Source organism: Streptomyces sp. NPDC057654 (assembly GCF_042800135.1).
Taxonomy (GTDB): domain Bacteria; phylum Actinomycetota; class Actinomycetes; order Streptomycetales; family Streptomycetaceae; genus Streptomyces.
Map to the genome: position 1 here is coordinate 1 of NZ_JBHVHQ010000130.1, position 14,085 is coordinate 14,085.

A 14,085-nucleotide genomic window follows, 5' to 3' on the forward strand; every position below is an offset into this window, starting at 1 on the left:
GGATGGACGCATCCGTGACCGACCGCCCAGGCTTCCCGCCCGCCGCCGACCCGGACGCCCCCGACCCGGACGCCGCGGCCCCGGCGCGGCGCAGGCGCCGTTGGCTGCGCTGGGCGGCGCTCGGCGCGGCGGTCCTGGTGCTGGCGGCCGGCGGCACCGCCTGGTGGCTGTACGAGCAGCTCGACGGGAACATCAGGACCGACACGGACACCGCGCGCGAGCTGGCCCGCTACGAGTCGGAGCGCCCGGTGGCGGCGGTCGCGGGCGCGCGGAACATCCTGGTGATCGGCTCGGACACGCGCGGCGGCGGCAACGGCGAGTACGGCGAGGACAGCGGAACCCAGCGCTCCGACACGGCGATCCTGCTACACCTGGCCGCCGACCGGCGCAGCGCCACGGCCGTCTCGCTGCCGCGCGACCTGATGACGGAGATCCCGCGCTGCCGCAAGCCGGACGGCGCGCACTCCGAGGCGCAGTTCGCACCCTTCAACCGGGCGTTCGAGGTCGCGGGCACGGCCTGCACGATCCGTACGGTCGAGCGGCTCACCGGCATCCGCGTGGACCACCACGTGATCGTGGACTTCACCGGCTTCAAGAAGCTGGTCGACGCGGTCGACGGCGTCGAGGTCTGCCTGCGCTCCCCCATCGACGACCACAAGGCCCATCTGCGGCTGCCCGCGGGCCCGCAGACGCTGCGCGGCGAGAAGGCGCTCGGCTTCGTGCGGGCCCGCTACAGCATGGGCAACGGCAGCGACACCGACCGGATGGGTCGTCAACAGGAATTCCTGGGTTCGCTCGTGAAGAAGATGCAGAGCGACGGGGTGCTGCTCAACCCGGTGCGGCTCTACCCGGTGCTGGACGCGGCGACCTCGTCGCTGACCACCGACGCGGGCCTCGACACCCTTCGCAAGCTGTACGACCTGGTCCGCGAAGTTCGCGGGATTCCGGCCGGAGGCGTCCAGTTCATGACGGTGCCGCGCCGCCCGTATGCGTACAACTCCGACCGGGACGAGCTCGTCGAGCCGGACGCGCGAAGGCTTTTCGACGCTCTGCGCAACGACAGGACCGTTTCAGTCGTCAAACAGATCAGGACAGATGACGGCGGGCCCGTGGGCGGCGAGGAAAGCCCCGGTCCGTCGGCGGGTCCGAGTGTTCCGAGTACGCCGCCGTCGCACGCCCCGCAGCCGAGCGCCGAGCCGACGTACGAAGGAACCACCGCAGAACAGGACGTATGCAAGTAGAAGGTGCAAAAGGCACACTCGATGGCTTGAATGGATTGGGCAGATTGCCCAGTTGTAGGGAAGTGGAATTTGTCACCGGCGTCGCTTGACGCTGAACTGGGCGGATAGTGTGAGCGATCCGGTGCGCACGGCCGGGTCGACCGCGCACTGCTTTCAGACGACTTGACCGGAGCGCCTCGCGGGGGAAGGCGCCGCGTGGCACCGACGGAGGACGCAGGCGACCGTGGACGCGCAAGGCCGTGGGCAGGCGGGCGATATGGACCCCGCCGACCAGTGGGTGCTGAACCCCAATACCGGCAGCTATGAGCTGCGGATCGACCCTGCCGCTGACGCGGCCCCCGGGCAGTCCTCCCCGGCCGGCGCGAACAGATCTCCCGCCCCCGCCACCGCCGAGGCGGCCAGACGCGCTGTCCCTTCGCCCTCCCCTCCCGCCGACGGCTCCCCTGCCGACGGCTCCCCTGCCGACCGCACCGCGGCTCCGCCGGGCCGCCGGTCCGTGCCCGACCAGCGGGGCAGGCGGGCCGCCGGCAAAGGCTCCAGCCGCCGCAAGGCGAAGCCGAAGGCGTCGGGCAAGAAGAAGGCGCTGACCTGGACCGGCGGCGTGCTGGCCTTCCTGCTGGTGGGCGGCTCGGTGACCGGCTATCTGGTCTACCAGCACTTCAACAACAACATCGACAAGGTCGACGTCGGCGTGAACAACGCCGCCGTCGTCGACGGCCCGGTCAATATCCTGGTCATCGGCACGGACAAGCGCGACGGCAAGGGCAACAAGGGGTACGGCGACGACGGCAGCGTCGGCCACGCCGACACGACGCTCCTCTTCCACGTCTCCGAGGACCGTTCCAACGCCACCGCGCTCTCCATCCCGCGCGACATGATCACCGACATCCCCGAGTGCGAGACCTCCCAGGACGGCGTCAAGAAGACGATCCCCGGCTCGCACAAGGTGCGCTTCAACGAGAGCCTCGGGCAGGAGGGCCGCGACCCCGGCTGCACCTGGCGCACCGTCGAGAAGATCACCGGCCTGAAGGTCAATCACTTCATGATGGCCGACTTCAACGCGGTCAAAAAGCTGTCCTCCGCCGTCGACGGCGTCGAGGTCTGCCTCGGCAAGGACATCGACGACCCCGACTCGCACCTCAAGCTCAGCAAGGGCCGGCACAGCGTCCAGGGCGAGGAGGCGCTGGCCTTCGTCCGTACCCGGCACTCCGTCGGCTTCGGCGGCGACCTCAGCCGGATCGAGCTCCAGCAGCAGTTCCTCAGCTCGATGATCCGCAAGATGAAGTCCGGAGGCACGCTCACCAACCCCTCGAAGCTGTACGACCTCGCGGACGCGGCCACCAAGTCGCTGACCGTCGACACCGGCATCGGCAGCGTCACCAAGCTGACCTCCGTGGCCAAGGACCTCAGCAAGGTCGACCTGAAGCACATCACCTTCGCCACCGTCCCGGTCCTCGACAACCCCGAGGACGGCCCCGTCCACAAGACGGTCATCCTCGACAAGGCGAAGGCCGAGCCACTCTTCTCCATGGTCAAGCAGGACGTGTCGCTCACCGAGGTGAAGCAGAAGGAGAAGCAGCAGGAGAAGGCGGCGAAGGACAAACAGGCCGCGCTCCTCAAGGGCCCCAAGGCCGCCGCCGCCGACGTGCGGGCCCGCGTCTTCAACGGCAGCAAGAAGATCGGCGCTGCCCAGGCCACGCTCTCCTGGCTACAGAACAACCAGGGCATGCTCCGCACCAGCAACGGCGGCAACGCGCCGGGCGGCAAGAAGCAGGACACGACCACCCTGGAATTCGCCCCCAACCAGGCCGACCAGGCGCGCCGGCTCGCGGACGCCATGGGCCTGCCCGCGTCCGCGCTCAAGCAGGGCACGCAGGACGCGGCCCCGATGGCCGAGATGAAGCTGATCCTCGGCGCGGACTACAAGGGAGCGGGCGTTCCCATCGGCGCCCCGTCGAAGGCCCCTTCGGGCATCCAGAAGGTCGAAGCCGACGACAAGAACGTCTGCGCCAAGTGAGCCATCTGAACCACGTGAACCACATGAGCCACCACGCTCCGGTGCACGGCACCACCACCCACCACCCGCCTGCCCAGTGGGCCGGACGCACCACCTGGAACACCTAGAACGGGGAGGCACGATGCGGCAGAGCAGTGTGCGAGGGGAGCGCGGGCGCCGTCGCGCCCCGGAGGCCCGCGAACTGGGCTGGGACGACAGCATGTACGAGGAAGGGGCCGACCCCAACGTGACCGCTCCCCAAGGCAGAGGCGAGCACTCCGGCAAAGGCCGGGGCGAGCGCCATCGCCACGGCGGCCCCCGCAAGAAGCGCGGCCGCGGCGCGCGAATACTGCGCTGGACCGCGTTCTCCGCCGCGGTCCTCATCCTCGGCACGGCCGGCGCCGGGTACTTCTACTACGAGCACCTCAGCGGCAACATCAAGAAGGGCGACCTCAACCTCGGCAAGAACCGGCTGGACCGCAGCGCCGCCAACGCCAAGGGCCAACGCCCCCTCAACATCCTGCTGCTGGGCTCCGACAGCCGCAACAGCGCCGCGAACGTCGCGCTCGGCGGCTCCCACCGCGACGTGGGCCGCAAGCCCCTCGCCGACGTGCAGATGCTGCTCCACGTCTCGGCCGACCGCAGCAATATGTCGGTCATCAGCATCCCCCGCGACACCCGCGTGACGATCCCCGAGTGCAAGGACCCCGAGGACGGCAAGGTCTACCAGAAGACCGACCGGGAGATCATCAACGCCAGCCTCACGAACGGCGGTCCGGGCTGCACCGTCGCCACCTGGGAAGAGCTGACCGGCATCCCCGTCGACCACTTCATGATGATCGACTTCGCCGGCGTGGTGAGCATGGCCGACGCCGTGGGCGGCGTCCCCGTCTGCGTCAAGGGCAATGTCTACGACAAGCTGTCGGGGCTGCGGCTGGAGAAGGGCGACCACAAGATCAAGGGCAAGCAGGCCCTCCAATGGCTGCGCACCCGCCACGGGTTCGAGGACGGCAGCGACATCGGCCGCACCCACGCCCAGCACATGTACATGAACGCGATGGTCCGCCAGCTCAAGTCGGGCACCAAGCTCACCGACCCCGGCCAGCTCACCGACCTCGCCGAGGCCGCCACCAAGGCGCTCACCGTCGACAAGGGCCTCGGCTCGCCCAAGAAGCTCTACGACCTAGTCGACGAGCTCAAGCAGGTGTCCACCAAGCGGATCACGATGACCACCATGCCGTGGGTGCAGGACCCGCAGAACCCCAAGGCGCACGTCATACCCAAGGCCGGCGACGCGGACAAGCTCTTCTCGCTCGTGCGCGACGACACCGCGCTCGACGGCAAGGACAAGAAAGACAAGAAGGACAAGGGGAGCGAGGGGAGCAAGGGGGAGGACAAGAAGAGCCCCCCGTCCGACCCGGCCGCACCCAAGGGCGAGATCGGCGTGACCGTGCAGAACGGCACCGGCACCGCCGCCCAGGCCCCGGCGCCCGGCCGCGCCGGGACGATGGCCGCGCAGCTCGTCAAGGAAGGTTTCACCAAGGCCGCCGCGGACACCACGCCGCGGTCGCAGGCGACCACCATCATCAGCTACCCGAAGGCCGACAAACGCGGCGACGCCCAGGCCGTCGCCAAGGCGCTCGGCCTGCCGGACAGCGCGCTGCGGATGTCGACGTCCGTCCAGCAGATCACCCTCGTGGTCGGCGCGGACTGGCGTACGGGCACGTCGTACCCGAAGGACGCGGGCTCGCAGGACAAGGGCGACGACAAGGTGCCGGACAGCTCCGCGGCGCTCAACGGCGACGACTCGTCGGCGTGCATGGACGTGAACCCGCTGAATCGTTTCTGATCTGTAGGGCTGTACGGCTGTACGGCCCTACAGAAGAGGGCCGCCCCGGATAGTTTCGCCGGGCCGGCCCTCTTGGTCGTACGGACGGGCGTACGTCCGTGCCGCTGTCCGTACGTACCGCTTGTACGCCCGTACCGCTTGTCCGTCCGTACCGCTACGCCTGCTGCCGCTCCTCGCGCTGCTGCGGCGGCTGCACGGCCGGGCGGCGGCTGGCGATGACCTTCCTGGCGAGCGAGCGCGGGCTGGTGAGGAAGCCGTAGCCCCAGGTCATGTGCATCGTCGCGAGCGCGAGCGGGATCTGCGCGCGCGCCTTCAGCGACATCCCCTTGCCCGCGGGCAGCGACCCGGCGGTGATGGCGGCCAGGTACCCGGCCGGGACCACGAAGCCCCAGGGGGTGACGGCCGCGCCCACGACGACGCCGGCGGCGATGGCGGCGACGGCGGTCGGCGGCGCGAGGTAGCGGAGGTTGATGGAGCCGGAGTGGTAGCGGGCGACGACGTGCCGCCAACGCCCGTAGTTCCGGTACTGCTTGGCGAGGGCGCGGACGCTCGGCCGCGGCCGGTACTGCACCCGCAGCTCCGGCGAGAACCAGACCAGGCCGCCCGCCTCGCGGATGCGGAAGTTCAGCTCCCAGTCCTGGGCGCGGATGAACTCCTCGTTGTAGCCGCCCTGTTGCTCCAGCGCCTCGCGCCGGAAGACACCCAGATACACGGTTTCGGCGGGGCCCGCCGCGCCGCCCGTGTGGAAGGCCGCGTTGCCCACCCCGATCTTCGAGGTCATGGCGGCGGCGACGGCCCACTCCCAGTCGTTCTCGCCCTCGGCGTGCATGATGCCGCCGACGTTCTGCGCGCCGGTCTCCTCCAGCAGCCGCACGGCGGTCGCGATGTAGTTCGCCGAGAGCATGCCGTGGCCGTCCACCCGCACCACGATCGGGTGCCGGGACGCCTTGATCGCGGCGTTCAGCGCGGCGGGGGTGCGGCCGGTGGGGTTCGGCACGGTACGGACGCGGGGGTCCTCCCGTACCAGCTCGGCGGCGATCTCGTCCGTACGGTCCGCGGACGGGCCCAGGGCGATCACCACCTCCATCTCGCCCGCGTACTCCTGTTCCAGGATGTGCCGGACGGAGCTTCGCAGATGCCGTTCCTCATTGAGCACCGGCATGATCACGGAAACGGCGGGGGGCTGCGGCTCAGACATCGTTCCTCGGGGGTACGGCCCGCGGCGGCCTCCGCTGGGTCGGCGGAGCCGCGACGGGGGTGAAGGATCGACGTCACGTTACCGCGAACGGATGACCTAGGCGCACGCCGCCCGGGTGGCAGCGGGCCGCGCGGCGGCGTGGGGGCGACGGCAGCTGATCGTATGGGCCTACCGTGGCCGCGGTCCTGCCCAGCCGCCCAGCCCGTCGCGGAGGTCTCAGACGTGACCCCACCGGCCCGCTCCCCCAGGCCCCGCCCCCGCTCCCGGCCCCGGCCGGAACCGCCGGAGCGCCCCCGCCGTACGCGCTGGGGCCGCCGCCTCGCCATGGGCGCCGCCGCCCTGGTCCTGGCCACCAGCGGCATCGGGCACGCGGTGGTCACCGGCATCGACGGCGGCATCGACCGGGTCGACCCCTTCGGGGGGCTGTCGAACCGGCCGGGCAGCGGCGGCGGCATGAACATCCTGCTGGTCGGCACCGACGGCCGCGACAAGATCACACCGGCCGAGAAGGCCCGCTACCACCTGGGCGGCGAGCCCTGCCACTGCACCGACACGATCATGCTGGTGCACCTCTCCGCCGACCGGGACCGCGCCAGCGTGGTCAGCCTGCCGCGCGACTCGTACGCCGAGATCCCCGAGCACACCGAGCCCTCGACCGGCAGGCGCCGCGCGGCCCACCCGCAGAAGCTCAACGCGGCGTACGCGGAGGGCGGCCCCGGCCTGACCGTACGCACCGTCGAGCACATGACCGGCGTGCACCTCGACCACTACCTGGAGGTCGACTTCACCAGCTTCATGAAGACGGTGGACGTGCTCGGCGGGGTGCAGGTCTGTACGCCCCGCCCGCTGAAGGACGCCTATTCCGGCCTGGACCTGCCGACGGGCACGTCGAACCTGAACGGCGGCCAGGCCCTCCAGTACGTACGCTCCCGCCATCTCGACGGGGCCTCCGACCTGGGCCGGATGCAGCGCCAGCAGCGGTTCCTGGCCTCGCTCATCCACCAGGCCACCGACAGCGGCGTGCTCCTGAACCCGATGAAGATCCAGGACCTCGCCTCGGCGATGCTCGGCTCGGTCCGCGCGGACCGGGGCTTCGGCAGCACGGACATCCTCGCGCTGGGCCAGGCCATGAAGGACTTCACGCCCGCGTCGTCGGAATTCGCCTCGGTGCCGCTCGGGGACATGAACTACAGCGTCCCGAACGTCGGCTCCACCGTGAAATGGGACGAGACCAAGGCGCGGCGGCTGTTCCAGTCGATCCGCGAGGACCGGCCGATCGCGGCGCGCCACGGCGGGAGCGGGGCGCACGGCGCGAAGCCGGTGGACGTGGCGCCCCAGCAGATCCGGGTACGGGTCCTGAACGGCAGCGGCCACCCCGGCCTCGGCCGCGCCGCCGACCACGCCCTGGCCGCCACCGGCTTCCACACGGACAACGCTCCCACCACGGCCACCACCGCCCCCGAGCCCCACACCGTCATCGGCTACGACCCCCGCTGGGACCGCTCCGCCCAGTCCCTGGCCACCGCCCTCCCGGGCGCGGAACTACGCCAGGTCCCGAACCAGGGCCCGGTCCTGTCGGTCACCCTCGGCACCCAATTCACGGACGCGTCGAAGGGCGTACAGAAGGTACGGGCTCAGGAACCGGCCCAGCAGAGCGACAGCGCGGGGGCGGTCAAGGGGGATGAGGTGGTGTGCCCGTAGGGGGTTCTCACAAGGGAACGCTCAGTCGAGCATTCCCTCCGCGGCCCGCTTGTCGCGGAGTTCCTTGATCGCGCGGCGGCGGGCGAGGCGGTGGGTGCGGCGGATCTGCGCCTCCTGGGAGCGGCGGCGGTCGCGCTCGGTCTCGGGGAGGACCTGCGGTACGGGCCGGGGCCTGCCCTCCTCGTCGACGGCGGTGAAGACGAGGTAGGCGCTGCCGACCTGGGTGGCGGGGGTGGACTCGTTCCAGCGCTCGGCGAGCACCCGGACGCCGATCTCCATGGAGGACCGGCCGGTCCAGTTGACCTGGGCTTTCACGTGGACGAGGTCGCCGACGCGGACCGGGGAGAGGAAGGCCATCTCGTCCATGGAGGCCGTGACCGCGGGCCCGCCGGAGTGGCGGCCGGCCACCGCGCCCGCAGCGTCGTCCACCAGCTTCATGATCACGCCGCCGTGGACGGTCCCCATCAGATTGGTGTCGCTGCCGGTCATGATGTGCGAGAGCGTGGTGCGGGAAGCCGAGGTCGGCTTGCCCGGTATCGCTGCGGCCGGGTCTTGAGCCTGAATGGTCATGTCCTCCACCATATGTGGACCCGGAATGCATCAGCTCTGCAACAGCAGGGCCCCGATCCGGTCCGCGCCCTGTGAGCCGCCCCGCCCTGGCAGGCACACTTCATCTCATGAACGATTGGCCCGAGGGACGGACCGGTGACGGCAGGGACCGGTATGGACGCGGCAGCGCCGGCTCCGAGCCGGATGGTGCCCGAGCCATGCCGCACATCCGCCGCGGCACCCAGCAGCCCCACCTGCCGCAGCAGCCCCAGGGATACGACGACGGGTACGCCGCCCATCAGGCCGGCGGTTATGACGACGGTTACAACACCGGCCAGGTCTACGGCCGGGGCGGCCAGCCCGGCGGCCCCGCAGGACCCGGCGGCGGCCCGTACGGCCGTACCCCGCGCGGCAACCCGCCCAACTGGCGCAAGCGCATCAAGATCGGCGTGCTGACCCTCGTCGTCGTGGTGCTCGCGGTCTCCGTCGGCACATACTTCTGGGCCGACTCGAAGATGCGCCGCGAGGTCGACCTCAGCAAGGTCGCGGACCGCCCGGGGTCCGGCGAGGGGACCAACTATCTGATCGTGGGCTCCGACAGCCGCGAGGGCCTCTCCGACCAGGACAAGAAGGACCTGCACACGGGCTCGGCCGACGGCAAGCGCACGGACTCGATGATGATCCTGCACACCGGCGACAACGGCTCCACGATGCTGAGCTTCCCCCGCGACTCGTACGTCACCATCCCGGCCTTCACCGGCAAGAAGTCCGGCAAGCGCTACCCCGCGTCCACGCACAAGCTGAACCAGGCGTACTCGGACGGCGGCCCGGAGCTGCTGACCCAGACCATCGAGTACAACACCGGTCTGCACATCGACCACTACGCGGAGATCGGCTTCGGCGGCTTCCGCAGCCTCGTCGACGCGCTCGGCGGCGTGGACATGTGCCTGGACAAGGCGGTCAAGGACAAGGACTCCGGCGCCGACTTCAAGAAGGGCTGCCAGACCCTCGACGGCAAGCAGTCGCTCGCCTTCGTCCGCCAGCGCCACCAGGAAGCCGACCAGGACCTCGGCCGCATGCGCAACCAGCAGAAGTTCCTCAACACCCTGGCCAAGCAGGCCGCTTCGCCGTCCACGATCCTGAACCCCTTCCGCCTCTACCCGGTCATCGGCTCGGGCCTGGACACGCTGATCGTCGACAAGGACATGGAGCTGTGGAACCTCACCGCGATGTTCTGGGACATGAAGGGCGTGACGGGCGGCGACGGCAAGCAGATGACGGTGCCGATCGCGTCGGCGAACGTCCCGACGCCGAGTGACGGGGTCGCGGTGAAGTGGGACAAGGCCAAGTCGAAGCAGCTGTTCGACCAGTTGAAGAACGACGAGAAGGTCACCGTCTCCGACAAGTGAACACGTCACGGAGCTTGGAGATCCCGGCCCGGCTGGCGGCGTTGTACGAGTCGTACGACAGGACCTTCGGCGCGGCGCTGCCGGAGCTCGTCTCACACCATCTGGACCGATGGGGCCTGGTACGGGACGGGCCCGCCGACGCCGGCGAGGCGTCGCTGGTACTGCCGGTGCGCCGCGCCGACGGCACGCGCGCGGTCCTCAAGCTCCAGCCGCCCCGGCAGGAGACGACGGCCGCGATCATCGGCCTGCGCACCTGGAACGGGGCGGGCGCGGTACGGCTGCTCGACCACGACCCGGAGAGCAGCACCATGCTCCTGGAACGGCTGGACGGCGCCCGTACGCTGACCGCCCTGGAGGACGACGACGAGGCGACGGCGATTCTCGCGGACCTGCTGGCGCGCTTGGTGAGCGTCCCCGCGCCGGAGGGCCTACGCGCCCTGGGCGACATCGCTACGGACATGCTCACGCAGACCCCGGAAGCGGCAGCGTCCCTGACCGACCCGTCCGAACGTCGCCTGCTGCGCGGCTGGGCCTCTGCGGTGGCCGAACTGGCCGACGAGCCCGGCGACCGCCTGCTCCACTGGGACCTGCACTACGACAACGTCCTGGCAGCCGACCGCGAACCCTGGCTTGCCATCGACCCCGAACCCCTCGCGGGCGACCCCGGCTTCGACCTGTGGCCCGCCCTGGACAGCCGCTGGGACGACGTAGTAGCCAAGGGCGACACCCGGCGAATACTCCTCCGCCGCTTCGACATCCTCACCGAAGCCCTCACCCTGGACCGCCCCCGCTCCACCATCTGGACCCTGGCCCGCCTCCTCCAAAACGAACTCTGGAACATCGAGGACGGCAGTACCACGCTGGCCCCGTCCTCTGTGGCGATGGCGGAGGCGCTCGGGGGCCGCGCTCGATTCGTACGCTCGTAGGGCTGGGTGCTTTCCGGTCAGGAGGCTCTGAGCTGCGAAGACGCTCTCTCCACGGGAGCCTTCCGGCGTTCCCCCGTGATCGTCTACCCGACAACGCGAATATCGGCGATGCGCCATAGCCGCGGGCCAGGCGCCCGGCATACCGTCCTCCTGACGCAAGCGGGACGCCCCGGCGTCGGAGGAGGGCACGATGACACGTGGGGAACTGACCCGCCTTACCGGCCGTGTCGCAGGACCCGACTGCGATGACGACGATTGTCCCAACGTCTACCGGACCAAGAGCGGTTCGTTCGTCGTGCAGGGGGACATGTCGTCCGTCTTCACGCCGCCCGCCGGGGAGGGCCTGGTGGAAATCCCCGAGCACGTCCTGAGGGAGGCCGTCCGTGCTCTTGGATGGTGAGAACTGGCGCATGTTCTTCGACGGGTTCGAGCGAGAAGCGTGGCGGTTCGAGGCGCAGCCCGCCTACACCATGCCCAGGGAGCAGGAGAACGTCGCCCGCTTTCTGCGGGGCGAGACCAAGCCCGCCGGCCACAATGCCCGCTGGCATGAACGGGTGCGCGGCTACGTCGAATCCGGGCGACACATCGGCCGCGTACGCATCGTGCGTCGGCCGCTCACCGACTATCAGCGGTACCAATTCGCGTGGAGTATTCCCGGCAACATAGCGGCCGGCGAGGATATTCGCATCCTGAACGTGACCCAGGACGACTACGGCTTGCCGCTCTCGGGACGCGACTGGTGGATGTTCGACAAAACTCGCATCGCCCACTTGAACTTCCGACCGGACGGCACACAGATCAGCCGTGAAGCATACGTCGGCGACCCCGCACCCTATCGGGAATGGCAGCGAATCGCACTGGAACACGCAGTGCCGTTCGAGGAGTACGTGAAGGGCATTGACGTTTGACCCCGCGGAGCCAGGACAGTCCAAGGCCGACCTGGCGGAAACGCTCCGCACAATGCGCAGGCGAGCCGGCCGTACTCAGATATGGCTCGCCCGGCGCAGCAACATTTCTCAGACCAAGCTCAGCAACATCGAAACCGGTCGGGTCACACCGGGTCTTGTCGATGTCGAGCTGATCCTCAGCTCCCTGGACGCCCCTACGGCACTCGCGGCAGAAGTGACCGCCCTCGCGCGGCTGGCCAATACGGAATGGCAGGGCAAGCGGGCATCGTGGCGGAGGGGGCTGGAGAAGCGTCAGTCAGAGTTGGCGGGGCTCGAAGCCGAGGCTGTGGCGCTCCGATACTTCTTGCCCGCGATGGTGACAGGTCTCCTGGCCACCCCCGAGTACATCAGGGCCGGGCTGAGTCATTCCCCGGTGGACATCTCCAAGACGGTTGCCAAGAAGCTGGAACGGCAATCGATTCTCTATGACAGCAGAAAACAGTTCACGTTCCTGTTGACGGAGCAGGCCGTAAGGTGGGCCATTGTCCCCCACGCGGCGATGGCCACGCAGATCGAACGCCTCGCCTCACTGTCTCGCCTCCCGAATATTCGCATCGGCGTGCTTCCGCTAGGGGCAGTTCTCGGACGAGGCCCCATGAACACCTTCACGGTCTACGACCAACGACTGGCGACCGTCGAGACCTTCACCGGCCGCATGGTTTTCCAGGATGCCCGGGATATCGCAGAACACCTCCAAGCGTTCGGCCATTATGAGCGACGCGCTTTGTTCGATGAGGACGCCAGAGAGCGACTTTCCTCCTGGGGCAGCCAATACCGTTCATGATCTTCTACCCGGCAACGCGAATAACGCTGGAGCCCTCGGACCGAGCGGTCGATGATGTACCCGTACCGACCGTCCGAGGAGTCACTGATCATGCAGAAAGGAACACCCATGTCCCGAATCGACCTGTACAGCCTGCCCGCCAACGGCGCCAAGTTCCACAAGGCGTGCGGCGGCAACACACACCCCGATGGCGAATCCTGCGCCACGCTCGCGAAGATCGGTCCCGATGCGTGGGCGCTGGGTGACAGTAAGCGGCCCGGCGCGGAGCCGCTGAGGTTCACCACTGCCGAATTGGACGCGGCCGGTATCGACCCGGCCCGCTTCACCGCCTCGGCCTGAGTAGCCGCTCGGCGCTGGCGGCCTCTGTCATCCGGGAAGGACAGGGGTCGCCTTCAACTGCTCTGGACGGGAAGAACAGTTGCACTATCACGGCTACCACTGGACTGGCGCCAAGCAGCGCTTTGACGATGAGGCCCTGAGAAGACCTCCCCACCCCGATCCACCCCCGGCCGACGGCAGGCCAGAGCTGATTCAGCGGTACAGGGAGGTGAAGGCGGAGTTTCCGGTCGTGGACCTGCCGCCGCTCCAAACCTCCTACTGGCTGATCAAGCCGAGGAACCTGATTCAAGGGACGTGGGGGACGCCGAAGGGGGCCGCAGCCTGGCTCGGGGACCAACTGGCGGCATACGCGCCTCGGTTTGATGCGCAATCGGACGACGACACCGCGAGGTCGGGCAGGTTGGTCGACTCCGCTGCCGAACGCCTCGATTGGGGCGGAGACGTGTCGCACGGTTTCTACCTGGAGCGGCCGGCCTACCTGTCCCTGGCCCTGGTGTGCTGCTCCCTGAATCGCGCCATGCCGGAATTGGGTTGCCCCTTCAGATAGCCCACTGCCGGAAGGGCTGAACAGTGCAGCGCACCAGAGCCCGCACCAACGAAAGCCGCCCCGCCCCGTGGGTTCAGACCAGCCACTCCCCGTCCCGCATAAGCGTCCGCCCCCTCATCTCGGATACCGTCCCCCACGCCTGCACGGATTCGGGAACGATCCGGAACCAGACATATGAGGGATGGTCCTCCCGCGGGTCCCAGCCGTCCTTGGCGGCGAAGGCGTCGCCCACCTCGGCCGGGAGCTCGTCGCGCGTCAGCATGCGGACGGCGCCGTTGACCAGGACCACGTCCCTGGTGTGGCCGAAGCAGAGCCGGATCTTCCCCGAGGCGGCCAAGTTGCGGCCGGTCGGGTTGGTGTCGCGGGTGCAGAGCCAGACGGCCTCGCCGTCCCAGTGGAAGGCGAGTGGGACAAGGCACGGCTCACCGGTCTCGTCGGCGGTCGCGACCCACACATCGTTGTCCCGAGCGAGCCGCTCCAGCGCCTCACTCTTGCGCTGCTCCGTGCTGCGGGGGCCGTCCGGAAGGGAATCATCTGACGTCATGGCCCGACGCTATGGCCTGATCCTCACCGCCACATCGGTCGGCGGAACTAGGACG

The 14,085-nt window shown here is 69.2% G+C and carries 14 protein-coding genes; 11 read left to right on the forward strand and 3 right to left on the reverse strand.

The features are described from left to right. The 3 genes from ACFU99_RS13210 to ACFU99_RS13220 form a co-directional block, all read left to right on the forward strand. A partial coding sequence (locus tag ACFU99_RS13210; protein WP_384390178.1) for an LCP family protein occupies positions 1-1,241 on the forward strand: 1,241 nt, incomplete at its 5' end. A 223-nt stretch (positions 1,242-1,464) separates the two neighbouring features. Further along, positions 1,465-3,258 carry an LCP family protein gene (locus ACFU99_RS13215; RefSeq protein ID WP_384390180.1) on the forward strand — a complete coding sequence of 598 codons (1,794 nt, stop codon included), beginning with the start codon at positions 1,465-1,467 and terminating at the stop codon, positions 3,256-3,258. A gap of 121 nt (positions 3,259-3,379) precedes the next feature. Beyond that, entirely contained in the window at positions 3,380-5,086 is a 1,707-nt protein-coding gene (locus ACFU99_RS13220; RefSeq protein ID WP_384390183.1) for an LCP family protein, read from the forward strand. A gap of 154 nt (positions 5,087-5,240) precedes the next feature. Here the strand turns inward: ACFU99_RS13220 and ACFU99_RS13225 are convergent, their stop codons facing one another. Then, positions 5,241-6,284 carry a glycosyltransferase family 2 protein gene (locus ACFU99_RS13225; RefSeq protein ID WP_384390186.1) on the reverse strand — a complete coding sequence of 348 codons (1,044 nt, stop codon included), beginning with the start codon at positions 6,282-6,284 and terminating at the stop codon, positions 5,241-5,243. A 222-nt stretch (positions 6,285-6,506) separates the two neighbouring features. On the opposite strand from ACFU99_RS13225, the gene ACFU99_RS13230 reads away from it, so the two are divergent. Continuing rightward, on the forward strand, positions 6,507-7,985 hold the full coding sequence (locus tag ACFU99_RS13230) for an LCP family protein (RefSeq protein WP_384390188.1): 1,479 nt from the start codon (positions 6,507-6,509) through the stop codon (positions 7,983-7,985). A gap of 21 nt (positions 7,986-8,006) precedes the next feature. Here ACFU99_RS13230 and ACFU99_RS13235 read toward each other — a convergent pair whose 3' ends face one another. Then, entirely contained in the window at positions 8,007-8,555 is a 549-nt protein-coding gene (locus ACFU99_RS13235) for an acyl-CoA thioesterase (protein WP_384390191.1), read from the reverse strand. A 107-nt stretch (positions 8,556-8,662) separates the two neighbouring features. On the opposite strand from ACFU99_RS13235, the gene ACFU99_RS13240 reads away from it, so the two are divergent. The 7 genes from ACFU99_RS13240 to ACFU99_RS13270 all read left to right on the forward strand — a co-directional run bounded on the left by ACFU99_RS13240 (position 8,663) and on the right by ACFU99_RS13270 (position 13,486). Continuing rightward, the gene (locus ACFU99_RS13240) at positions 8,663-9,943 is read left to right on the forward strand and encodes an LCP family protein (protein WP_384390194.1); all 1,281 of its coding nucleotides are present in this window, start codon (positions 8,663-8,665) and stop codon (positions 9,941-9,943) included. Next, a complete protein-coding gene (locus tag ACFU99_RS13245) occupies positions 9,940-10,869 on the forward strand; it encodes an aminoglycoside phosphotransferase family protein (protein WP_384390197.1) in 930 nt (309 codons plus the stop codon). The genes ACFU99_RS13240 and ACFU99_RS13245 overlap by 4 nt, the downstream gene beginning before the upstream one ends. Positions 10,870-11,059: 190 nt before the next feature. Then, positions 11,060-11,269: a hypothetical protein gene (locus ACFU99_RS13250; protein ID WP_384390200.1), complete on the forward strand. Its 210-nt coding sequence runs from the start codon at positions 11,060-11,062 to the stop codon at positions 11,267-11,269. Further along, positions 11,253-11,777: a DUF6879 family protein gene (locus ACFU99_RS13255; RefSeq protein ID WP_384390203.1), complete on the forward strand. Its 525-nt coding sequence runs from the start codon at positions 11,253-11,255 to the stop codon at positions 11,775-11,777. Before ACFU99_RS13250 ends, ACFU99_RS13255 begins: the two co-directional genes overlap by 17 nt. After that, positions 11,767-12,600, forward strand: coding sequence for a helix-turn-helix domain-containing protein (locus ACFU99_RS13260; RefSeq protein ID WP_384390206.1), 834 nt, complete (start codon positions 11,767-11,769; stop codon positions 12,598-12,600). Before ACFU99_RS13255 ends, ACFU99_RS13260 begins: the two co-directional genes overlap by 11 nt. A gap of 90 nt (positions 12,601-12,690) precedes the next feature. Beyond that, positions 12,691-12,939, forward strand: a complete 249-nt coding sequence (locus tag ACFU99_RS13265) for a DUF397 domain-containing protein (RefSeq protein WP_384390209.1) — start codon at positions 12,691-12,693, stop codon at positions 12,937-12,939. Positions 12,940-13,018: 79 nt separating this feature from the next. Beyond that, the gene (locus ACFU99_RS13270; protein WP_384390212.1) at positions 13,019-13,486 is read left to right on the forward strand and encodes a hypothetical protein; all 468 of its coding nucleotides are present in this window, start codon (positions 13,019-13,021) and stop codon (positions 13,484-13,486) included. Positions 13,487-13,559: 73 nt separating this feature from the next. Here ACFU99_RS13270 and ACFU99_RS13275 read toward each other — a convergent pair whose 3' ends face one another. Next, positions 13,560-14,030 (reverse strand): pyridoxamine 5'-phosphate oxidase family protein, encoded by a 471-nt coding sequence (locus ACFU99_RS13275; protein WP_384390214.1) that lies wholly within the window; start codon positions 14,028-14,030, stop codon positions 13,560-13,562. Between the last annotated feature and the right edge of the window lie 55 nt (positions 14,031-14,085).

What these genes read in the sequence shown, in the direction of transcription:
- ACFU99_RS13275 (WP_384390214.1), bottom strand. Translation starts at nt 14,030, where the DNA reads ATGACGTCAGATGATTCCCTTCCGGACGGCCCCCGCAGCACGGAGCAG.
- ACFU99_RS13235 (WP_384390191.1), bottom strand. Translation starts at nt 8,555, where the DNA reads ATGACCATTCAGGCTCAAGACCCGGCCGCAGCGATACCGGGCAAGCCG.
- ACFU99_RS13225 (WP_384390186.1), bottom strand. Translation starts at nt 6,284, where the DNA reads ATGTCTGAGCCGCAGCCCCCCGCCGTTTCCGTGATCATGCCGGTGCTC.
- ACFU99_RS13265 (WP_384390209.1), top strand. Translation starts at nt 12,691, where the DNA reads ATGCAGAAAGGAACACCCATGTCCCGAATCGACCTGTACAGCCTGCCC.
- ACFU99_RS13250 (WP_384390200.1), top strand. Translation starts at nt 11,060, where the DNA reads ATGACACGTGGGGAACTGACCCGCCTTACCGGCCGTGTCGCAGGACCC.
- ACFU99_RS13240 (WP_384390194.1), top strand. Translation starts at nt 8,663, where the DNA reads ATGAACGATTGGCCCGAGGGACGGACCGGTGACGGCAGGGACCGGTAT.
- ACFU99_RS13220 (WP_384390183.1), top strand. Translation starts at nt 3,380, where the DNA reads ATGCGGCAGAGCAGTGTGCGAGGGGAGCGCGGGCGCCGTCGCGCCCCG.